This is a genomic window from Streptomyces asoensis, assembly GCF_013085465.1.
In the GTDB taxonomy this organism is placed as follows: domain Bacteria; phylum Actinomycetota; class Actinomycetes; order Streptomycetales; family Streptomycetaceae; genus Streptomyces; species Streptomyces cacaoi_A.
Genome location: NZ_CP049838.1, coordinates 3304326 through 3323885, shown reverse-complemented (window position 1 = coordinate 3323885; position 19560 = coordinate 3304326). Strand labels below are relative to the sequence as shown.

Sequence of the window (19560 nt, the reverse complement as noted above, 5' to 3'; positions counted from 1 at the left end):
AGATCCCGTCAAAACCATTGACGTGCAGGCGCATCGATTTTACGGTCCCGTTCGAAGTTGCGAGCAGAATTCGAAATGTCGAACCAGTTGAACGACAGGGGCAAGGTATGGGACAACCTGGCCTGAATCGCAGGCAGCTTCTCGCCGCCGCGGGCGGGTTGGCGGTGGCGGGGAGTTTCGGCTTCGCCGCCCTCGGTACGGGAGCCGACGCGCTCGCCGCCGGGGCACGCACCCGCGTCCGCTACTGGAACCTCTTCCAGGGCGGCGACGGCGCCAACCAGGTCGCGATGGTGGACGCCTTCCGCGACGGGCACCCGGACATCGCCGTGAAGGACTCCACCCTCGCCTGGGGCGGCCCCTACTACACCAAGCTCGCCATGGCCGCCGCCGGCAATCGCGCGCCCGACCTCGGGGTCATGCACCAGGGCCGCATCCCCGGCTTCGCGCCCGGCCGCCTCCTGGACCCCTGGGACGTGAACCTCCTCGCCGAGTACGGCGTACGCGAGGCCGACTTCAACCCGGTGCTGTGGCAACGAGGCATCGTCGACGGCGAGCTGTACGCGCTGCCGCTGGACATCCATGTCCAGCTGAACTTCTACCGCAAGGACGTCTGCGAGAAGGCGGGACTCCTCGACACCGCCGGCCGCCTCCCCGCCGCCGGCTCCACCGACGAGTGGTTCGACATCCTGGAGGCGGCCAAGGGGCAGCTGAAGAAGGGGCAGCAGACGCTCGGCCTGCACGCCAACGACCAGAACTTCTGCTGGTGGTTCTTCGTCGCCTTCTACCAGCAGCTCGGCGGCACCTACTTCGACGACGACCACACGACCGTCACCTTCGACACCGACAAGGCCACCCAGGTCCTGGAGTTCCTCCGCAAACACGTCACCGACGGCTACGTCACCGTCGGCGAGGCGGACGGCGAGGCGTTCCTCGCCGGTTCGCCGTTCACCTGGGAGGGCAACTGGTCGGTGCCGTACTTCAACGGCGAGAAGGTCGAGTACGGCGCTCAGCCGCTGCCCCCGGTCTTCGGTACCCCGGCCACCCACGCCGAGTCGCACTCCTTCGTCCTGCCGCACCAGGCCGACCGCGGCGGCGACGCCGACGAGGGCGCCTACCGGCTCGCCGCCTACATGGTCACCCACGCCACCACCTGGGCCAACGGCGGCCATGTCCCGGCATATCTGCCCACCTTCAAGGACCCGGCCTATCTGAAACTGGCCCCCCAGGACGAGTACTCACGCCCCGCCATGGACCACCAGGCCAACGAACCCCACATCTGGTTCGCCGGCTCCACCGGCGTCCTCGCCCAGCGCGTCGGCCCGATCGTGGCCGCCTCCAACCTGGGCTCCGCCACCCCGGACGCGGCGGCCCGCCGGATGAAGTCCGCGCTGGCGCAACTGCTGGCGATGAAGAACCCGATGGACGGCCGCACGGCAGCCCAGGAGCTGAAGGGAGCCGGCGCATGAGCACGCTCGCGCACGCCGGGACGCTGCCGCCGCGCACCGCGGTCGCCGCCGACTCCGCCCGCGCCCGCTGGGGCCGCCGCTTCCAGCACGGCGGCTGGTTCGTGGCCCCGTTCTTCGTCCTCTACGGACTGTTCGTCGTGCTGCCGGTCGTCCGCGGCCTCTACCTCAGCTTCACCGACGCCAATATCTCCGGAGACCACACCGGCTTCGTCGGCCTCGACAACTACCGCGAGGCCCTGAAGGACGACCTGGTCTGGGACTCCCTCTGGCACAGCGTGCAGTTCACGCTCTACGTGGTCCCGGTGATCGTCGTCGCGGCCCTGCTGATGGCGCTCATCGCCCACCACACCGTGCACTTCAAGTGGCTGTGGCGGCTGTGCTTCTTCGCGCCCTTCCTGCTTCCCTCCGCGGTCATCGGCAACCTGTGGTGGTGGCTGTTCCAGCCCACCAACGGCATGGTCAACCACGTCCTCGGCCTGGACACCCCGTGGCTCACCCAGAAGTCCACGGCGATGCTCGCGGTCGTCGTCGCGACCCTGTGGTGGACGGTCGGCTTCTCCTTCCTCCTCTACCTGGCCGCGCTCCAGAACATCCCCCACCACCTCTACGAGGCCGCCGAGCTGGACGGGGCGAACGCCTTCCAGCGGATGCTGCACATCACCGTGCCCAACCTGCGCAACATCACCGGCCTGGTCTTCGCCCTACAGATCCTCGCCTCGCTCCAGGTCTTCGACCAGGCCGTGGTGATGTACCAGTTCACCCCGGGCCCCGAGGAATCGACCCGCACCTTCGTCCAGTACACCCTCGAACAGGGCTTCACCAGCTACCGCGTGGGCTACGCCTCCGCGATCTCCTTCATCCTCTTCATCATCGTCGCGGCCGTCGCCCTCGGGCGGATGTGGCTGCTGCGCAACCGCGAGGAGGTCGCGACCCGATGACGACGCTGCCCACGCCGACCACGCCGCCGACGCCCCCGACTCCCTCGCTGCGCAAGCCGCGCGGCACCTGGACCCCGGCCCAGATCGCCCTCACGCTGGTGGCGGCGGCCCTCTCCCTGGTCTGGCTGGCTCCGCTCGCCTGGGCGCTGTCGACGTCCCTCAAGACCCCCACCGAGTCGGTGACGTCCCCGCACTGGATCCCGCAAAACTTCACCGGGGAGTCCTGGAAGGCGGTGATCGAGGCCGGCAACATCCCCAACTGGTTCGTGAACTCGGTCGTCGTGTCCGTCTGCGTCACCTTCATCGTCCTCGCGGTCGCCTCCCTCGCGGGATACGGCTTCGCGCGCACGGAGTTCCGGGGCAAGTCGGCGCTGATGGCGCTGACGATGGCGGGCCTGATGTTCTCCCCGGCCATCCTCGGCGTCCCGCTCTTCACCACGGTCCAGTCGCTCGGCATGGTGGACACGTACTGGGGCATGATCCTTCCGCAGTGCGCGCCGGCGGCGATGGTCTACATCCTCTACAAGTTCTTCCAGTCACTGCCGAAGGAACTGGAGGAGGCGGCCTTCATCGACGGCGCGGGCCGCTGGCGGATCTTCTTCACGATCGTCCTGCCCCTGTCGAAGCCCTCCCTCTCGGCGGTCGGCATCTTCACCTTCATCGCCTCCTGGAACAACTTCATGTGGCCCTACATGGTGACCAACAACCCCGACCTGATGACCATGCCGAACGGCATCGCCACCGTGCAGAACGCCTTCGGCATCGTCTGGCCCCAGCTCATGGCCGGCGGCCTGCTGGCCGGCCTCCCGCTGATCCTCGTGTTCGTCTTCTTCCAGAGCCAGATCGTGCGGGGCGTGGCCCACACGGGTCTGGCGGGCCAGTGATTCCGGAATGGTTTCCGCAGCCGCCAACGGACCAGCACCCCCTCTTCGAAAGGCGTACATGCACACCGCACGTCTCACCCTCGACCCCGCCTTCACCATCGGCGAAGTCAACCCCCGTCTCTTCGGCAGCTTCGTGGAACACCTCGGCCGCTGCGTCTACACCGGCGTCTTCGAGCCCGGCCACCCGTCCGCCGACGAGGCGGGACTGCGGACCGACGTCCTGGACCTGGTCCGCGAACTCGGCGTCACCGCCATCCGCTACCCCGGCGGCAACTTCGTCTCGGGCTACAAGTGGGAGGACTCGGTCGGCCCCGCCGAGGACCGCCCGCGCCGCCTCGACCTGGCCTGGCGCTCGACGGAGACCAACCGCTTCGGTCTCTCCGAGTACATCGCCTTCCTGCGCAAGATCGGCCCGCAGGCCGAGCCGATGATGGCGGTCAACCTCGGCACCCGAGGCGTGGCCGAGACCCTGGAGCTCCAGGAGTACGCCAACCACCCGTCCGGCACGACCCTCGCGGAGCAGCGCATCGCGCACGGCGACAAGGACCCGTTCGACATCCGGCTCTGGTGCCTGGGCAACGAGATGGACGGACCCTGGCAGACCGGCCACAAGACGGCCGAGGAGTACGGCCGTCTCGCCGCCGAGACGGCCCGCGCGATGCGCCAGATCGACCCGACGGTGGAACTGGTCGCCTGCGGCTCCTCCAGCCAGTCCATGCCGACGTTCGCCGACTGGGAGGCGAAGGTCCTCGCGGAGACCTACGACCTGGTCGACTACATCTCCCTGCACGCCTACTACGAGCCCCAGGACGGCGACGTCGACTCCTTCCTGGCCTCCGCCGTGGACATGGAGTCGTTCATCGAGAACGTCGTCGCCACCTGCGACCACATCGGCGCGAAGCTCAAGTCGAAGAAGAAGATCAACCTCTCCTTCGACGAGTGGAACGTCTGGTACATCTCGGGGTGGCACGCGATCGAGAACTCCGGCGCGCGGGACTGGGCGGAAGCGCCCCGTCTGCTGGAGGACAACTACAGCGTCATGGACGCGGTCGTCTTCGGCTCGCTCCTCATCGCGCTGCTGCGGCACGCCGACCGGGTGACGGTCGCCTGTCTCGCCCAGCTCGTCAACGTCATCGCGCCGATCCTCACCGAGCCGGGCGGCCCGGCCTGGCGGCAGACGACGTTCTTCCCGTTCGCGCAGGCGTCGAAGCACGGCCGGGGCACGGTCCTCGACGTGCGGGTGGACTCACCGACGTACGTGACGGCCAAGTACGGCGAGGCGGACCTCCTGCACGCCACCGCCGTCCGCGCCGACGACGGCACGGTCACCGTGTTCGCCGTCAACCGCAGCCGCACCGAGGCGCTGCCCCTCCACATCGGACTGACCGGCCTCGGCCTGACGTCGGTCGTCGAACACAGTGTGCTCGCGGACGCCGACCCGGACGCCCGCAACACCCTCGCCGACCCCGAGCGGGTCGCCCCGCACCCGGCCGAGGGCACGGTGCTGGCGGACGGCGCGCTGACGGCGACGCTGGAGCCGCTGTCGTGGAACATGATCAGGCTGGCGTGACCGGAAGCGGCCGGGTGCGGCCGGACGTACGAGGGCGATCGCCGGTCGGTCGGGCGCAACCGGCCGGGCGACCGGCCTGCCGACCGGCGATCTCTTCCGATCACCCCTCGGTCGGCGGCACACTGGCCGCATGAACCGTCCGGGCACGGGGGCACGGTGGGCGGGAAGCCTCCTGTGCTGGACCCTGGCCGCAGCCATGGCGTCCGCCGCCGTCGAAGCAGTCTTCTCGCCGAGCGCCGGCTGGTGGCGCACGGCCTGGCCACTGCCGTGGTACCTGCTCCCCGCGTGGGCGCTGCTGTGGGCGGTCCTGCGGGCACGGGAGAAACGGTCCGGCGCCGGGCGCCGGGTGACGCCCGACCCGTGACGGTGGGCGGCTGACGGCACAATGGGCTCATGAGGATCTCGGCACGGGCGGACTATGCGGTGCGGGCGGTACTGGAGCTCGCCGTACGGCAGGGCGGCGACCCGGTGAAGGCCGAGTCGATCGCCGCCGTGCAGGACATTCCGCACAAGTTCCTCGAGGGGATCCTCGGCGACCTGCGGCGCGGCGGGATCGTCGACAGCCGGCGCGGCGGGGGCGGCGGCTACCGGCTGGCCCGCGACCCGGCGGCGATCACGGTCGCGGACGTGATCCGGGCGGTGGACGGCCCGATCGTGTCCGTACGCGGCGAACGCCCGACCGGCCTGACCTACACGGGCTCGGCGCAGCCCCTGCTCCCGCTCTGGATCGCTCTGCGGGCGAATGTGCGGCGGATCCTGGAGGGCGTCACGATCGCCGACATCGCGGCGGACGCCCTGCCGGATCCGGTCCAGGCGCTGGCCGCGGAACCGGCGGCCTGGGAGAACCCGTAATACCCGCAATACCCGTAGTGCTCGACACGGTGACGGGCCGGCGCTCCTCCGCCGAGGAGCGCCGGCCCGTCCTGGTGTGATCAGGCGGAGTCGACGCCGACGGTGATCGTCGCCTTGTAGCCGTCGGACACGCTGGAGCCGAGGGCGGTCAGGGTGAGCAGGCCGGAGGAGGCGCCCCCGTCGTCGTAGATGCTGTCGTTGGCGAGGGTCGTCTCCTTGGTGGTGTTCGCGGAGTACGGCGAGGTGGCCTGGATCTCTTCGTTGATGTCGGCGTCGAAGAAGAGCTGACCGGTGTGGATGACCTCGCCGCCGGTGTACGAGTCGTCGGTGAGCGTCACCTCGGTGTGCACCCGCATATGGACGTGCACGGCCCGGGAGACGTAGTGGCCGGGCCATATCGAGGTGATGCTGCACTGGCCGTTCGCGTCGGTCAGCTGCCCGCCGCGCAGGAAGGTGCCGTTGTCCTCCTCCTGGTGTCCGTTGCCGCCGACGAAGCCGGAGTACTCGCCCAGGGCGTCGCAGTGCCAGATCTCGACCAGGGCGTCGGCGAGCGGTGCACAGTCGTTCGCCTGGTCGACCACGGTGAAGGTGTACTGGACCTCGAAGCCCTCCTTGTCCTCCCTGATGTCCTCGCGGACGAGGGCGCCGTCGAGGGAGTAGGGGCCTTCGGTGACCTCGGCGTTGAGGGTGCAGACGCCGCTGGTGGTGGAGGTGCCGGCCGCGGTCTCGGCCTCGGCGGACGACGCCGTCTCACCGCTCGTGGTGTCGGCCGAGGCGAACCCGGCGACGGCGAGTCCGCCGGCGGCGGCGACCGCGGTGCCGCCGATCAGGACGCGGCGCCGCTTCATGGACTTGTCCAGCCGGTGCTTGCCGGGCTGCTGGTTGTCGTCGGAGTTGATGGTCTCGTTGTGGTGCTCGGTGTTTCCCGTCATGTCGAGTGAAGTTAGGGGCGTATCTGAGGAAATCCTTAATGCCGGGCTGTGCGGGGCCTGGGGATGCAACGGTCAACCGCCGCTGTTTCCACGCGAGTTCGGGCATCCCGCCGACGCAGACCGGTCAGCGGCGGGCGGCACGACGGCTGGGCGGCGCGATGCGCACCCGCCGCTCGGCCGGCGCGCTCTCGATGTCGTCGAGCTGGGCGACGATCGTGTCGCGCAGGTCGTCGTAGTCCTCGAAGCGGTGGTCGTGGAACAAGGTGTGGCCCGTCCACATCAGATTGGCGCACACCCGTGCCGGTACCCGGCCGGTGTGGGCGCCCATGCCGACCAGCGCCACCGACGCGATACTGCCGGGCGACTCCCTGTTCTGCCGGTGGATCGCCTGGAACGCGGCAGCGCAGGCCGGCGCCACGTTCAGGGTCTCGCTCACGTTCTGCGAGGACTGTTCCATCGTCGGCGTCGAGACCCTGGGTAAGCATCGCCTGGAACCATCGCAACTCCCCGCCCGTAGCGGGTCGTTGTGGCGCGGTGTCGCACTGGACCTGCGTGCGCAGTATCCGCTCGGACGGACCGTGACCTGGTGGGGCGTGTCCTCGTGCACGTCCGAGTTCGGCGTGGCGCGGGCGTTCCTCGGCAGCCGCGGCAAGCGGACGCTCTTCGAGGTGCAGCCCGTCCGGGCGGTGGGCATCCGCAATTTCTCCGCGTTCACCGGCGAGGAGGAGTTCATCCTGCTGCCGGGCACCCAGCTGGAGGTGGTGGACGTGACGACCGAGCGCGGCGGTCTGTGCACCGTGAAGCTGGCCGAATCGGAGGAGCAGCCCCTCGTGTCCTGACCCGGAGCGACCGGGTGTGAACGGGCCGTGGTGAATGGCCGGAGTTCGGCCTGGGCGGGCCCCAGTGCTCTCCCTACGATGCGATCGCCCCGGTTCTTCACAGCAACTCCATTGATTCTTCACAGAGTTGCCGTGCGGAGCCGGACGCGCATCCACCCCCCACCGATCCGAACGAAGGACAGAGATCATGGCAAGTGGGCTGCTCCTGGGCGGTGCGGTCGCCGCTCTCATCACCGCGGCGATACCCGCGCACAACTCGTCCCCCGTGTTCGACAACCCGCCTCCGGACAAGATCGTCATCGATGTCGCCACGGTGAACGGCTCCGGCTGTCCCGCGGGTACGGCGGCCGTCGCCGTCTCCGAGGACAACACCGCCTTCACCGTGACCTACAGCGACTACCTCGCCCAGGTCGGCGGGGGCTCCAACCCCACCGCGTTCCGCAAGAACTGCCAGCTCAATCTGATCGTCCACGTCCCTTCGGGCTTCACGTACGCCATCGCCAAGGCGGACTACCGCGGCTACGCCTCGCTCCAGTCCGGCGCGAACGCCGTGCAGCGGGCCTCGTACTACTTCCAGGGCTCGTCGCAGACGGTGTTCAAGAACCACAACTTCAGCGGCTCCTACAACGACAGCTGGCAGGCGACCGACAGCACCGACTGGGCCCAACTGGTCTGGGCGCCCTGTGGAGTTCAGCGCAACTTCAACATCAACACCGAGCTCCGGGTGAACGCGGGCACATCGTCGCCGAGCAAGGTCAGCTTCATGACCATGGACTCGACCGACGGCGACCTCAGTACGATCTACCACATGGCCTGGCAGGAGTGCCCGGGCAAGTGAGCCGGTTCCGACCCTCGGGTCACCTCGCCGCGTGGGCCACGAATTCGGCCCACGCGGTGCCGCCCTCGGTGAGCACGGAGGCTCGCCCCGCCGGCGGACAGAGGGAGCGTGGGGGATGGGCCGCAGTCGCAGCGCGGTGGTCGTCGGCGGAGGCATCGGCGGGCTGGCCGCCGCGATCGGACTGAGCCGGATCGGCTGGAACGTGACGGTCCTCGAACGCGCCTCCGCCTTCGCCGACGTGGGCGCGGGGATCTCCCTGCACGCCAACGGGATGCGGGCGCTGGACGCGCTCGGCGTCGGCGAGGCGATCCGGGCCACCGTGCGGCCGGTGTACACGGGCGGCACCCTCACCCCCGACGGCCGCATGCTGTCCCGGATGGACGGCGCGGCCCTGGAGCGCCGGCTCGGTACGCCCGTCGTCGGCATCCTCCGCGCCGACCTGCACCGTGTCCTGCGCGAGGCACTGCCCGCCGGGTGGGTGAGGACCGGGGTGGAGGTGACCGGCGTCGGCGGTGCGGGCGGCGACGCCGATCTCGTCGTCGCCGCCGACGGTGTCGACAGTCGGCTGCGCGCCGAGCTGTTCCCCCGGCACCCCGGAGCCGTCTACAGCGGTTCGACGGTCCTGCGGGCCGTCACCGAGCGCCCGCTCCACGACCTGCCCTCCGACCTCGAGCTGACCTGGGGCAGGGGCGCCGAGTTCGGGCACATCCGCTTCGTCGACGGACGGGCCGAGTGGCACGCGGTGCTCACCGCGCCGCCGGGCGTCAGGCACTCCGACCCCCTCGCCGCGATGCGCCGGCGCTTCCAGGGCTGGCACGACCCCATCCCCGCGCTGCTGGACGCGACCCGGCCGGAGGACGTCCTGCACCACGACATCCACGAACTGGTCACCCCTCTGCCCACGTTCACCGTCGGCCGGGTCGCGCTGCTCGGCGACGCCGCCCACGCCATGACCCCGAACCTCGGGCAGGGCGCCAGTCAGGCGCTGGAGGACGCGACCGTACTCGCCTCCTGTCTCGCGACCGAACCCACCACGGCGGCCGCGCTGCGACGCTACGACGCGGTCCGCCGGCCGCGCAGCCGGTCCGTGGCCCGCGCCGCCCGCCAAGCCGGCCGGATGGGGCACGGGCTGACCCACCCCCTCGCCGTGGCGCTCCGCAACGGCGCCCTGTGGCTGGCGCCCTCCGGAGCGACCCTGCGGGCCGCCCTCCGGCACGCCGACTGGACGCCACCGCGGCTGCGGTGACGCCCAGTCGAACAGGGGAGGGTCATGCGGTACGGGTCGTACGGGTCGTACGGGGTGCTCCCGAGGTCAGTTCTCGACCCCGAGCGTCAGCGTTCCCGCGTACCCGGAGGACGTCGAGCTGCCCAGGGCCGTCAGGGTCAGCAGGCCCGAAGCGGCGCCTCCCTCGTCGTAGATGGAGTCCTGGGCGAGGGTGGTGCGGGTGACCGTGTTGGTCGAGTACGGGGAGACCCTCGCGACGGCCGTCGTGATCGTCTCGTTGAAGAAGAGCTGACCGGTGTGGAGTTCCTGGCCGCCGGTGAAGGAGCCGTCCGAGGTCAGGGTGACGTTCGTGTGGACCTTGATGTGGATGTGGATGCAGCGGCCCCGGTACCAGCCCGGGTAGACCGTGGTGATCGCCGCGACGCCGCTGGAGTTCGTGAGGACGCCGCCGCGCAGGAAGGTGCCGCTGTCCGGTTCGCTGTGGCCGTTGCTGCCGACGAAGCCGGAGTACTCGCCGAGGGCGTCGGCGTGCCAGATCTCCACGAGGGCGTTGGAGAGGGGCACGCAGGTGTCGTCGTCGACGACCGTGAGGGTCAGCTTCAGCGGGATGCCCGCCTTGCCCTCGGTGATGTCGGCGCGGACGTACTGTCCGTCGAGGTAGTAGGGGCCTTCGGTCATCTCCTTCGTGAGGGTGCAGACGGCCGCGGCGGCGACGGGGGCGGTGTCGGCCGCGTCGGCGGTGGGGGCCTCGGGCGTGGCAGCGGCGCCTACGGCCAGGGCCGCTGCGGTCGCGCCCGAGGCGACGAGTACGGTACGGCGCGCTACAGAGGGACGCGCATCTGAGGTGTCTGTCATGAGCACGACACCGTAGAAACGGTTCCTGTAGGAAGGCTGTCAGTTCGGCAAAATGAGGTCCCGTCAAGTTACTTGCAAGGCAAGTGTCGACACAAGAGTGCCGCCTGTCGGCGGGACCGACAGGCGGCGGGGTGGCGAAGCGGCTCGGGCCCGGAAGGGCTAGCCGATGTTCTTGAAGGTCCAGGCCTGGTACCGGTCGCCGTACTCGGGAGCCAGGGCGACGCGCGGCGGGTAGATCCGCAGCAGGCTCAGGCCCAGACGCATGGGGGCGTTCACGACGGCGATCTGGAAGGTGTCGGGCTCCTCGCCGGGGATGAGGTTCCACTCGCGGGGCTCGAGGTGCAGGATGGCCGGCTCGTGCATGTCGGGGTCGCCGTCGTAGCTCACATGCATCAACCCGTCGGGGAGGCTGATGGTGTAGGCGTTTCCGCCCTTGCCGGTCACCTTCCACCCCTGATGGACCCCGTTCTCCTGCGGCAGGAGCATCAGCGGCGCGCCCGGCCGGGCGTCGACCGAGGTGAGGAGTTGCTCGTTGGTGAAGGAGATCTGGTAGATGCCGTTGGTCAGGGCTGCCATGTTCACTCCGTGTCCCGGGGGTGCGTGCCGGACGGCACAGTCCATGAGGGAATCAGAACGAATCGCCGCGAACTGGTTGAATCGCCGCTCCACACACTTTCGTGTGTCATATGCAGATAAGTGGGTTGAGCTGGGAACTTCTCGGACGGGAGGAGTGCCGGTCACCGCGGCCGCGGGAGCGCCGTCATGCCGCGTCGCGGGGGCGCGTGCCGCTTCTCGAAGACTTTCGGGTGCGCGCGCGGGCCATTGACGCGCAAGGGGTTCGATTCTACGGTCCCGTCCGACGACGCGACTGTTGTTCGGAATCACGAACGACGAAACCCCACTGAAGGAGCGTCCGCATGAGCCGCACCTCTCGCACGCCCCGCACGCCCCGCATACCCCGTAGGTTCCGCACGCCCCGCACGTCCCGAAGGGCCGCGCTGCTCGCCGTCCCGGCAGCGGTTCTCCTCGCCCTGACCCCCTCCACCGCCTCCGCGTACCCCAACCCCGGTACGGTCACCGGCTCCACGGTCGTGCACGACCCGACGATGATCCGCACCTCGGCCGGCCGCTACCTCCTCTACGCCACCGGCGGCGGCCTGTCCTACCGCACCTCCACCGACCGCATCGCGTTCAGCGCGGGCGGCGACGCCTTCTCCGCCCGGCCGAGCTGGTGGTCCTCCTACGGCACCAACGAGGCCTGGGCGCCCGACATCTCGTACCAGGGCGGCAAGTACCTGATGTACTACGCCGTCTCCACCTTCGGATCCAACAAGTCCGCGATCGGACTGGCCGGTTCGAGTACCGGACTCCCCGGCTCCTGGACCGACTACGGCACCGTCTACACCTCCACCACGTCCAGCGACTACAACGCCATCGACCCGAACCTCTTCGTGGACGACGACGGCAAGTGGTGGCTGTCGTTCGGGAGTTGGTGGACGGGGATCAAGATGATCCGGATCGATCCGTCCACCGGAAAGCAGCTCGCGTCCGACACCGCCCGGCGCTCGATCGCCTCCCGCCCCACCGGGACCAAGGCCGTCGAGGCGCCGTACGTCGTCAAGCGGGGCGGCTACTACTACCTCTTCGCCTCCTACGACACCTGCTGCGCCGGCACCGGCTCCACCTACAAGGTCAAGGTCGGCCGCGCCACCGCCGTCACCGGGCCGTACTACGACAAGAGCGGCGTCGCGATGACGAACAACGGCGGCACGCCCGTCCTGGAGTCGCACGGCAGCGTCATCGGCCCCGGCGGCCAGTCGATCCTGCACGACACCGACGGCGATCTGATCGTCTACCACTACTACGACGGCAACGACAACGGCACACCCAAGCTCGGCATCAACCTCCTGAACTGGAGCAGCGGTTGGCCGGTCGCCTACTGACCCGTCGACCGCGCCGCGCGGACGCACGACGCCCCGTGAGGCCATCGGCCTGACGGGGCGTCATCGTGCGGGTGGCGCTATCCCGCCTGGCCCATGCCCGCCGCGTTGGGCCAGCTCTGGGCGTTCGGCCAGCCCGTCGCCGCGGCGGGGGAGAGGCCGTTGGTGCCCCGGACCTGGGCGGCCGTGAGGCCGCCGCGGGCGGGGACGCCGGGCGGGGTCGGGCCCATCGGCGGGGCGGCGGCCGGAGCCATCGCGGGCGCCATCGCCGCGGGGGCCATGGCGGCCGGTGCCATCGCCGCCGGTGCCATCGCGGCCGCCGGGGCCATCGGCGGGGCCGCGGCCGGGACGGGGGTGGGAGTCGGCATCGGGGCCGGCGCGGGCACCTGCTGGGGGAAGATCTGGGCCGCGGCCGGCAGCGGCATCCCGACGCCGTCGGACGGCGTGGACTGCGCCATCGCCGGGGCCATCGCCGGGGCCATCGCGGGGGCGGGCATCGCCATCGGGGCGCCGACGGACGGGGCGGCCGCGACCAGCCCCGGCATCGCCATGCCCATGGCCTGAGCGGCGAGGCCCGGCATGCCGGCCCCGTTGGTGACCAGCCGGTCCACCGCCGGCGTGCCCGAGCTGTAGCTGGTCCCGGTGCTCAGCTCGGGCACGGCGGCTCCCCTCCTGGTCCCGTAGAGCACCTGTTCCAGGCCGGACACCAGGCGACGAACGTCCACCTGGGGGCGCACCACGAGCCGCAGGAAGCGGCTGGACGAACCGATCTTGTTGCCGCACTCGCGGACCAGGATGCGGTGCTCGGCGAGCAGCCGGTCGCGGACCACGGTGCCCTCGGCGCCGACGGGAAGGCGCACGAAGAGGAAGTTCCCCTGGGAGGGGTAGACGGTCAGCCCGGGCAGCGCGCTGAGCTGACTCGCCATGTCGAGACGGTCCCGGCGCACCTGCATCAGGCTCTGCGCGTACTCGGGGCCGTGCTCCTTCAGCATGAACACCACGTACTCGGCGAAGGCGTTGAGGTTCCACTTCGGCAGCATCGAGCGGACCCGGCCGGCGAGCGACGGGTTGGAGACCATGTAGCCGAACCGGATGCCGTGCAGACCGAAGTTCTTGCCGAGGCTGCGCAGCACGATGACGTTCGGCCGGATCATCGCCTCCTGCACGACGCTCGGTTCCTGCTCCGCGTCCGCGAACTCCAGGAACGACTCGTCGATGACGATCAGGTCCAGGTCGGCCATCGCGTCCATGAACTGCACGAGCGCGTGCTTGTGCAGGAAGCCGCCGTCGGGGTTGTTCGGGTTGCAGATGACGGCGACCTTGGTGCCGCGGGTCCGGATGAACTCGGCGTACTGCGCGAGGTCCAGGGCGAAGCCGCTCGACTCCTGGAGCGGGAACATGTCGACCCGCTTGCCGGTCTCCATGGGCTGGTCGGTCCAGCGGCCGAAGGTGGGGACGGGGACGGCGAGGGACTCACGGACCAGCAGATGGTCGATCCAGGTGATCAGCTCGGTCGAGCCGTTGCCCATCGCCACGGCCTGCGGCGGGAGCTGGAGCAGGTTGCACAGTTCGGCCGTGATCGTGTCGGCGCCGCTCGGGTAGAACGTGATGATGTCCCGCAGCCGCGCGGCCATGGTGTCCATCATCGCCGGCGTGGGGAAGTAGGGGTTGCAGGGGATACAGAAGTCCACCGGGCCGACTCCCTCGCCGCCCTCTCGCGTCAGCGCCGCCATCGACGGGCTGTGCGCCGCGGTGTTGCGGAACAACGAGGAGACGTTGTCGGCCATGGAACCTCCGTATGGGGCGGGCCCGGCGGGGACGACCGGGCCCGTCGTCATTGGGTGGCCCGCGCGGGGGAGCGCGGGCCGCCCTTACATACGAAGGTTTGGGTGGCGCTGTTCAACCGCTGAGGAATCGGTAAGAACTTGTGGGGCACCTGTGAAGCAGTCGTGACCGCGGCATCCGGGGCTCATCGGAAAGGGCCCCACCGTTGCCGGCGGGGCCCTTCCTGTCCTGGGCTACGGACCTGTCCTGGGTGGCTGCGGACCTGTCCCTGAGCTACGGACCTGTCCTGGGCCGCGGACGGGTCACGAACCGGACTTGCGCTTGTTCCAGACGTCGAAACCGACCGCGGCGAGCAGCGCCAGGCCCTTGATGACCTGCTGCCAGTCGCTGCCGACGCCGAGCAGGTTCATGCCGTTGTTCAGCACACCGAGGACGAGACCACCGATGATCGCGCCGAGGACGGTACCGACACCGCCGCTCATGGACGCGCCACCGATGAACGCCGAGGCGATCGCCTCGAGTTCGAAGTTCAGACCCGCCTTGGGGCCGGCCGCGTTCAGCCGGGCCGCGACCACCAGGCCCGCCAGGGCGGCGAGCGCGCCCATGTTCAGGAAGACGAGGAAGGTGACCTTCTTGTCCTTGACGCCGGACAGCTTCGCGGCCGGCAGGTTGCCGCCGATCGCGTAGATGTGGCGGCCGAAGACGGCGTTGCGCATGACGTAGCCGTAGCCGACCACCAGCGCGCCCAGGACCAGCAGGATGATCGGCGCGCCCTTGTAGCTGGCGAGCAGCATCGTGACGGTGAGCACCGCGGCGACGATGGCGACGATCTTGAGCAGGAACAGGTTGCGCGGCACGACGTCCAGCGAGAACTCCTGCTGGCGCTTGCGGTCGCGCACCTCCTGGAGCACCACCATGACGATCACGGCGAGGCCCAGCAGCAGCGTGATGTTGTGATAGTTCGTGGTCGGGCCGACCTCCGGGAGGAAGCCGTTGCCCATCTTCTGGAGACCGTCCGGGAACGGGCCGAGGGTCTGGCCCTCCAGGAAGATCTCCGTCATGCCGCGGAAGATCAGCATGCCGGCGAGGGTGACGATGAACGACGGTATGCCGAGATACGCGATGAAGAAGCCCTGCACCGAGCCCGCGATCGCGCCCACGATCAGGCACAGCACCACCGCGACGGGCCACGAGACGTCGTGCTGCACCGTCAGCACCGCCGCGAACGCGCCGATGAACGCCGTCAGTGAACCGACCGACAGGTCGATGTGGCCCGCGATGATCACCAGCATCATGCCGATCGCGAGGATCAGCACATAGCTGTTCTGGAGGACCAGGTTGGAGACGTTGCGCGGCAGCAGCAGGTCGCCGTCGGTCCAGACCGCGAAGAGGGCGACGATCAGGCCGAGGGCGATCAGCATGCCGTACTGGCGCATGTTGCGGCGCAGGCCGTCCAGCACCAGCTGGAGCAGGCCGCCGCCGGCCGCCGGTCCGCCGCTCTTGCCGGGCGGCGCGGCAGCCGGGCTCTTGGTCACGTCGGTGCTCATCGCGTTACCTCTTTGTCCTTCGTCATCTGACGCATCAGCACTTCCTGCGTGGCCTCGGCCCGCGGGAACTCGCCCGTGAGCCGCCCGGCGGCCATGGTGTAGATGCGGTCGCACATACCGAGCAGTTCGGGCAGCTCGGAGGATATGAAGACGACCGCCTTGCCCTGGGCCGCCAGCTGGTCGATGACCGTGTAGATCTCGTACTTGGCACCGACGTCGATACCGCGCGTGGGCTCGTCCAGGATCAGCACGTCCGGACCCGCGAAGATCCACTTGCTGAGGACGACCTTCTGCTGGTTGCCGCCGGACAGCTTGCCCACCGGCTCGAAGACGGTCGGCGCCTTGATGTTCATGGACTTGCGGTAGCCCTCGGAGACCTGCCGCTCCTCGTGCTCGTCGACGATCCCCCGCTTGGCCACCTTGTCCAGCGCGGTCAGCGAGATGTTGCGGTTGATCGTGTCGATGAGGTTGAGGCCGTAGTGCTTGCGGTCCTCCGTGACATAGGCGATTCCGTGGCCGACCGCCTCCGCGACGGTCTTCGTACGGATCTCCTTGCCGTCCTTGAGGACGGTGCCGCCCGCGTGCCGGCCGTAGGAGCGCCCGAAGACGCTCATCGCGAGCTCGGTGCGGCCGGCGCCCATCAGGCCCGCGATGCCGACGATCTCCCCGCGCCGCACCTGGACCGACACGTCGTCGACGACCTTGCGCTGCTGGTCGATCGGGTGGTGCACGGTCCAGTTGCGGATCTCCAGGGCCGGGGCCGCGCCCGACTCCGCCTCGTGCGGGGTGCGCTCGGGGAAGCGGTTGTCCAGGTCGCGGCCGACCATGCCGCTGATGATCCGGTCCTCGGTCGTCTCCGCCGACTTCACGTCGAGCGTCTCGATGGACTGCCCGTCGCGAATGATCGTCACCGAGTCCGCGACCTTGCGGATCTCGTTGAGCTTGTGGGAGATGATGATCGCGGTGATGCCCTGCTTCTTCAACTCCAGGATGAGATCCAGGAGTTTGTCGCTGTCCTCGTCGTTGAGGGCCGCGGTCGGCTCATCCAGGATGAGCAGCTTCACCTTCTTCGAGAGCGCCTTCGCGATCTCCACGAGCTGCTGCTTGCCGACGCCGATGTCGGCGACGCGGGTCTCGGGGTGATCGCTGAGACCGACCCGGCGCAGCAGCTCGGAGGCGTGCCGCAGGGTGTCGTTCCAGTTGATCAGCCCACGCGTGGCGTGCTCGTTGCCGAGGAAGATGTTCTCCGCGAGGGAGAGGTACGGCACCAGCGCCAGCTCCTGGTGGATGATGACGATGCCGCGCTGCTCGCTGGCCCGGATGTCCTTGAAGGAGACGGTCTCTCCCTCGAACAGGATCTCGCCCTCGTACGTGCCGTGCGGATGGACGCCGGAGAGCACCTTCATCAGGGTGGACTTTCCGGCGCCGTTCTCACCGCAGATGGCATGGACCTCGCCCTGGCGGACGGTCAGAGTGACGTCCGACAGCGCTTTCACACCGGGAAAGGTCTTGACGATCGAGCGCATTTCCAGGACGGGTCCCGCCATGGTCGTGCCTTCCAATCCTTGAGGGTCGACGCTTACTTGAGCTGGTCGGCCGTGTAGTAGCCGCCCTCGACGAGGACCTTCTCGTAGTTGGTCTTGTCCACGCTCACCGGCTGGAGCAGGTAGGCCGGGACGACCTTGGTGCCGTTGTCGTAGGTCTTGGTGTCGTTCGTCTCGGGCTTCTTGTCGTTGAGGACGTCGTCGACCATGGTCGTGGCGACCTTGGCCAGCTCACGGAGGTCCTTGTAGACGGTCTGGGTCTGGCCGCCCGCGATGATCGACTTCACCGAGGCCAGCTCGGCGTCCTGGCCGGTGAGGACCGGCAGCGGCTTGCTCGCGGAGCCGTAGTCGTCCGACTTCAGCGCCGACAGGATGCCGATGGAGATGCCGTCGTACGGCGAGAGGACCGCGTCGACCTTCTTGCTGCCGTACGACTTGGTGAGGATGTCGTCCATGCGCTTCTGCGCGGTCGCGCCGTCCCAGCGCAGGGTGGTGACCTGGGTGAGGCCGGTCTGGCCGGACTGGACGACGAGCTTCTTGCTGTCGATGTACGGCTGGAGCACGCTCATCGCGCCGTTGAAGAAGTACTTGGTGTTGTTGTCGTCGTTGGAGCCGGCGAACAGCTCGATGTTGAACGGGCCCTTGCCGGACTTCAGGCCGAGCTTGTCGACGATGTAGTTGGCCTGGAGCTCGCCGACCTTGCTGTTGTCGAAGGACGCGTAGTAGTCGACGTTCTTCGTGCCGAGGATCAGCCGGTCGTAGGAGATGACCGGAATCTTGGCGTCGGCGGCCTGCTGGAGGACGTTGTTCAGCGACTTGTTGTCGATGGCCGCGACGATCAGCGCCTTGACGCCCTGCGTGATCAGGTTCTCGATCTGCGAGACCTGCTGGTCGGGGTCGTCCTCGCCGTAGACCAGCTTGGTCTTGTAGCCCTTGGCCTCGAGGTCCTTGACGACGTTGGCGCCGTCGGAGATCCAGCGCTCGGAGGACTTGGTCGGCATCGCGATACCGATGGTCCCGCCCTTGGCGCTGTCCGAGCCCTCGTCCTTGCTGCCACCGTCGCCGCTCTGGCCGCAGGCGGACAGGGTCAGGGCGAGGGAGGCGGCTCCGGCTATGGCGGCGAGGGAGACTCTACGGTTGCGCATGATCATCATCCTTGATGTGTGTGCAGGGGTCGGTATCGCGGTGCGAAGGACGCTCCCGGAGCGACGCCGGGAAGAAGTGAAGAAGTGAAGAAGCGGTGTGTGGGATTCTGCGCGCCTGTGTCGGCTTCTGTGAAGCGGGGTTTCCGGAACGTTATGACTGGATGTCAAACCGCTTGAGTTCACCCGGCAGACGCGAGCCGAGCGGAGCCATGTCACCGTCCGCGCCATGACGGGCGAGCAGGTCGAGGGCGAGCCGTCCACGCCGCACCCGTTCCCGGGCCGTGGAGAGCGTCAGATCCCGCAGGTGATGGCCGTACGGGTAGATCGCCGGGGCCTTGGACAGGCCGAACTTCAGATAGAGCGGTGCGCCGCGCCGGATCAGCTCGGCGACCTCGTACATCCGGATGTAGCCGCCGAGATCGTCGGGGGCCTCGATGTACATGTCCATGGGGGCGCCGGACACCCGGCGGATCTCGGTGAGGTGGTCCAGGGTGAGGTCGCTGGGCACGTTGACCGAGTCGGCGCCGAGCTGCTCGTACACCGCGTACGCCGCCGGGTTCACGGGGCCGATGAGCGCCGACACCTTCAGCGTGGTGTCGGCCGGGATGATGCCGGCCGCACGGGCGCGGTGCAGCGTCCACAGCACGCCCTCGTCGGCGACGAGCAGGCACTTGACGCCCAGTTCCGTCGCCCGGACGGCGTCCTCGACGCACCCGGCGACGGCGTCGTGACCGCGGGCGCGCAGCCCGCCGCCCCGGGAGTCGGTCCGGGTCGAGCCGCCGATGTCCCAGGTGCCGCGCGGCCCGGTGAACAGGCAGAGCTCGATGTCACGCTCGCCGGTGGCGTCGACCATCTCGGTGATCTCGGCGTCGGTCAGCATCCACACGCCGCTGCCCTGGCTGATCCGGTGGATCGGCACGTCGAGGCGCGAGGCCTCCTTGAGGATGACGGCCAGCGCTTCGGGACCCTCGCACGAAGGGACCTCGGTGCGCCAGCGGCCGCCACCCGGAAAGGTGTGGGCGGAGGTGTCGGCGGGATCGAGGGCGGGCGCGCCCAGGCCGAGCGCGGTGAGCGCCTGCTCACCGGGTCGACGGGCTGCCGTGGCGGAAGCGTCGGTGGTCACATGCCGTCCTTCGTGTTCGATATTTCGGTCAAGGTTCGCGGCTCAGGTCGTGCGGGGTTTGGGTGTACACCGGTGCG

19 protein-coding genes are annotated in these 19560 nt (G+C 69.1%); 10 read left to right on the top strand and 9 right to left on the bottom strand.

Annotation, left to right across the window (positions count from 1 at the left end; all coding sequences use genetic code 11):
* Positions 1-107 precede the first annotated feature (107 nt).
* The 6 genes from G9272_RS14935 (at position 108) to G9272_RS14910 (ending at position 5710) form a co-directional block, all read left to right on the top strand.
* Positions 108-1466 carry an extracellular solute-binding protein gene (locus G9272_RS14935; protein WP_171397038.1) on the top strand — a complete coding sequence of 453 codons (1359 nt, stop codon included), beginning with the start codon at positions 108-110 and terminating at the stop codon, positions 1464-1466.
* On the top strand, positions 1463-2404 hold the full coding sequence (locus G9272_RS14930) for a carbohydrate ABC transporter permease (RefSeq protein WP_171397037.1): 942 nt from the start codon (positions 1463-1465) through the stop codon (positions 2402-2404). Before G9272_RS14935 ends, G9272_RS14930 begins: the two co-directional genes overlap by 4 nt.
* On the top strand, positions 2401-3288 hold the full coding sequence (locus G9272_RS14925; RefSeq protein ID WP_171397036.1) for a carbohydrate ABC transporter permease: 888 nt from the start codon (positions 2401-2403) through the stop codon (positions 3286-3288). Before G9272_RS14930 ends, G9272_RS14925 begins: the two co-directional genes overlap by 4 nt.
* 58 nt (positions 3289-3346) lie before the next feature.
* Entirely contained in the window at positions 3347-4858 is a 1512-nt protein-coding gene (locus G9272_RS14920; RefSeq protein ID WP_171397035.1) for an arabinosylfuranosidase ArfA, read from the top strand.
* Positions 4859-4988: 130 nt separating this feature from the next.
* The gene (locus G9272_RS14915; RefSeq protein WP_171397034.1) at positions 4989-5222 is read left to right on the top strand and encodes a hypothetical protein; all 234 of its coding nucleotides are present in this window, start codon (positions 4989-4991) and stop codon (positions 5220-5222) included.
* A 29-nt stretch (positions 5223-5251) separates the two neighbouring features.
* The gene (locus tag G9272_RS14910; RefSeq protein ID WP_062649276.1) at positions 5252-5710 is read left to right on the top strand and encodes an RrF2 family transcriptional regulator; all 459 of its coding nucleotides are present in this window, start codon (positions 5252-5254) and stop codon (positions 5708-5710) included.
* A gap of 80 nt (positions 5711-5790) precedes the next feature.
* On the opposite strand, the gene G9272_RS14905 is transcribed toward G9272_RS14910, so the two are convergent.
* Both G9272_RS14905 and G9272_RS45275 read right to left on the bottom strand, forming a co-directional pair.
* Complete coding sequence (locus tag G9272_RS14905; RefSeq protein ID WP_171397033.1) at positions 5791-6642, bottom strand: intradiol ring-cleavage dioxygenase; 852 nt, start codon at positions 6640-6642, stop codon at positions 5791-5793.
* 124 nt (positions 6643-6766) lie between these two features.
* Positions 6767-6985, bottom strand: coding sequence for a hypothetical protein (locus tag G9272_RS45275; protein WP_253267803.1), 219 nt, complete (start codon positions 6983-6985; stop codon positions 6767-6769).
* Here G9272_RS45275 and G9272_RS14895 point away from each other — a divergent pair.
* The 3 genes from G9272_RS14895 to G9272_RS14885 all read left to right on the top strand — a co-directional run bounded on the left by G9272_RS14895 (position 6969) and on the right by G9272_RS14885 (position 9565).
* Positions 6969-7481: a hypothetical protein gene (locus tag G9272_RS14895; protein ID WP_253267802.1), complete on the top strand. Its 513-nt coding sequence runs from the start codon at positions 6969-6971 to the stop codon at positions 7479-7481. The genes G9272_RS45275 and G9272_RS14895 overlap by 17 nt on opposite strands.
* A gap of 187 nt (positions 7482-7668) precedes the next feature.
* On the top strand, positions 7669-8319 hold the full coding sequence (locus G9272_RS14890) for a DUF4360 domain-containing protein (protein WP_171397032.1): 651 nt from the start codon (positions 7669-7671) through the stop codon (positions 8317-8319).
* A 115-nt stretch (positions 8320-8434) separates the two neighbouring features.
* Positions 8435-9565 (top strand): FAD-dependent monooxygenase, encoded by a 1131-nt coding sequence (locus G9272_RS14885; RefSeq protein ID WP_171397031.1) that lies wholly within the window; start codon positions 8435-8437, stop codon positions 9563-9565.
* 66 nt (positions 9566-9631) lie between these two features.
* On the opposite strand, the gene G9272_RS14880 is transcribed toward G9272_RS14885, so the two are convergent.
* Positions 9632-10399 carry an intradiol ring-cleavage dioxygenase gene (locus G9272_RS14880; RefSeq protein WP_171397030.1) on the bottom strand — a complete coding sequence of 256 codons (768 nt, stop codon included), beginning with the start codon at positions 10397-10399 and terminating at the stop codon, positions 9632-9634.
* Positions 10400-10558: 159 nt separating this feature from the next.
* Positions 10559-10975 carry a hypothetical protein gene (locus G9272_RS14875; protein WP_171397029.1) on the bottom strand — a complete coding sequence of 139 codons (417 nt, stop codon included), beginning with the start codon at positions 10973-10975 and terminating at the stop codon, positions 10559-10561.
* 341 nt (positions 10976-11316) lie between these two features.
* Here G9272_RS14875 and G9272_RS14870 point away from each other — a divergent pair, with 341 nt between their 5' ends.
* A complete protein-coding gene (locus G9272_RS14870) occupies positions 11317-12342 on the top strand; it encodes an arabinan endo-1,5-alpha-L-arabinosidase (protein ID WP_253267801.1) in 1026 nt (341 codons plus the stop codon).
* Positions 12343-12419: 77 nt separating this feature from the next.
* On the opposite strand, the gene G9272_RS14865 is transcribed toward G9272_RS14870, so the two are convergent.
* From G9272_RS14865 to G9272_RS14845, 5 genes are all read right to left on the bottom strand, one after another.
* Positions 12420-14126: a pyridoxal phosphate-dependent aminotransferase gene (locus G9272_RS14865; RefSeq protein ID WP_171397028.1), complete on the bottom strand. Its 1707-nt coding sequence runs from the start codon at positions 14124-14126 to the stop codon at positions 12420-12422.
* Between the two features lie 300 nt (positions 14127-14426).
* The gene (gene mmsB / locus G9272_RS14860; protein ID WP_020126960.1) at positions 14427-15671 is read right to left on the bottom strand and encodes a multiple monosaccharide ABC transporter permease; all 1245 of its coding nucleotides are present in this window, start codon (positions 15669-15671) and stop codon (positions 14427-14429) included.
* The gene (mmsA, locus tag G9272_RS14855) at positions 15668-17218 is read right to left on the bottom strand and encodes a multiple monosaccharide ABC transporter ATP-binding protein (RefSeq protein ID WP_171397027.1); all 1551 of its coding nucleotides are present in this window, start codon (positions 17216-17218) and stop codon (positions 15668-15670) included. The genes mmsB and mmsA overlap by 4 nt, the downstream gene beginning before the upstream one ends.
* Positions 17219-17250: 32 nt before the next feature.
* Positions 17251-18360 carry a multiple monosaccharide ABC transporter substrate-binding protein gene (chvE, locus tag G9272_RS14850; protein ID WP_171397026.1) on the bottom strand — a complete coding sequence of 370 codons (1110 nt, stop codon included), beginning with the start codon at positions 18358-18360 and terminating at the stop codon, positions 17251-17253.
* A 151-nt stretch (positions 18361-18511) separates the two neighbouring features.
* Positions 18512-19483 carry a hypothetical protein gene (locus tag G9272_RS14845; RefSeq protein WP_171397025.1) on the bottom strand — a complete coding sequence of 324 codons (972 nt, stop codon included), beginning with the start codon at positions 19481-19483 and terminating at the stop codon, positions 18512-18514.
* Between the last annotated feature and the right edge of the window lie 77 nt (positions 19484-19560).

Excerpts from the sequence above, each read along its gene's own strand:
- G9272_RS14875 (WP_171397029.1), bottom strand. The coding sequence starts at position 10,975 with ATGGCAGCCCTGACCAACGGCATCTACCAGATCTCCTTCACCAACGAG.
- G9272_RS14930 (WP_171397037.1), top strand. The coding sequence starts at position 1,463 with ATGAGCACGCTCGCGCACGCCGGGACGCTGCCGCCGCGCACCGCGGTC.
- G9272_RS14880 (WP_171397030.1), bottom strand. The coding sequence starts at position 10,399 with ATGACAGACACCTCAGATGCGCGTCCCTCTGTAGCGCGCCGTACCGTA.
- G9272_RS14920 (WP_171397035.1), top strand. The coding sequence starts at position 3,347 with ATGCACACCGCACGTCTCACCCTCGACCCCGCCTTCACCATCGGCGAA.
- G9272_RS14885 (WP_171397031.1), top strand. The coding sequence starts at position 8,435 with ATGGGCCGCAGTCGCAGCGCGGTGGTCGTCGGCGGAGGCATCGGCGGG.
- G9272_RS14870 (WP_253267801.1), top strand. The coding sequence starts at position 11,317 with ATGAGCCGCACCTCTCGCACGCCCCGCACGCCCCGCATACCCCGTAGG.
- mmsB (WP_020126960.1), bottom strand. The coding sequence starts at position 15,671 with ATGAGCACCGACGTGACCAAGAGCCCGGCTGCCGCGCCGCCCGGCAAG.
- G9272_RS14865 (WP_171397028.1), bottom strand. The coding sequence starts at position 14,126 with ATGGCCGACAACGTCTCCTCGTTGTTCCGCAACACCGCGGCGCACAGC.
- G9272_RS14910 (WP_062649276.1), top strand. The coding sequence starts at position 5,252 with ATGAGGATCTCGGCACGGGCGGACTATGCGGTGCGGGCGGTACTGGAG.
- G9272_RS14915 (WP_171397034.1), top strand. The coding sequence starts at position 4,989 with ATGAACCGTCCGGGCACGGGGGCACGGTGGGCGGGAAGCCTCCTGTGC.
- G9272_RS14895 (WP_253267802.1), top strand. The coding sequence starts at position 6,969 with ATGCCGACCAGCGCCACCGACGCGATACTGCCGGGCGACTCCCTGTTC.
- G9272_RS14925 (WP_171397036.1), top strand. The coding sequence starts at position 2,401 with ATGACGACGCTGCCCACGCCGACCACGCCGCCGACGCCCCCGACTCCC.
- chvE (WP_171397026.1), bottom strand. The coding sequence starts at position 18,360 with ATGCGCAACCGTAGAGTCTCCCTCGCCGCCATAGCCGGAGCCGCCTCC.
- mmsA (WP_171397027.1), bottom strand. The coding sequence starts at position 17,218 with ATGGCGGGACCCGTCCTGGAAATGCGCTCGATCGTCAAGACCTTTCCC.
- G9272_RS14905 (WP_171397033.1), bottom strand. The coding sequence starts at position 6,642 with ATGACGGGAAACACCGAGCACCACAACGAGACCATCAACTCCGACGAC.
- G9272_RS14890 (WP_171397032.1), top strand. The coding sequence starts at position 7,669 with ATGGCAAGTGGGCTGCTCCTGGGCGGTGCGGTCGCCGCTCTCATCACC.
- G9272_RS14935 (WP_171397038.1), top strand. The coding sequence starts at position 108 with ATGGGACAACCTGGCCTGAATCGCAGGCAGCTTCTCGCCGCCGCGGGC.